This is a genomic window from Rhizobium sp. CSW-27 (assembly GCF_018760785.1).
Taxonomy (GTDB): Bacteria; Pseudomonadota; Alphaproteobacteria; order Rhizobiales; family Rhizobiaceae; genus Neorhizobium.
This window is the reverse complement of sequence record NZ_JAHHZO010000097.1, coordinates 1-247: the sequence shown is the minus strand read 5'-3', so window position 1 is coordinate 247 and position 247 is coordinate 1. Positions and strand designations below refer to the sequence as shown.

At 65.6% G+C, this 247-nt stretch carries 1 pseudogene; it reads left to right on the top strand.

What is annotated here, in order from left to right:
* Positions 1-247 (top strand): annotated as a pseudogene (locus KLP42_RS26770) (IS21 family transposase); the annotation flags it as partial.

The following is a 247-nucleotide window of genomic DNA, read 5'->3' as shown; positions in this document are numbered from 1 at the left end:
CCTGTCCTGGCCCGCAAACCCGGCGCTCTTCGCAATGGCGCGCCGTTCCGCGACTGGGTAATGCCGGCGGCGATGGAGAAGGTCCGCAAGCGATTGAAGGCAGTCGATGACGGTGATCGGCAAATGGTCACCATTCTCGGATGCGTGCCGGGCGACGGTGTTACCGCCGTGGAGGCCGCCTGCCAGGAGGCGCTTGATCAAGGCGTCTGCTCGGCTGCCGTCATCCTCAACATCCTGGCGCGGCATC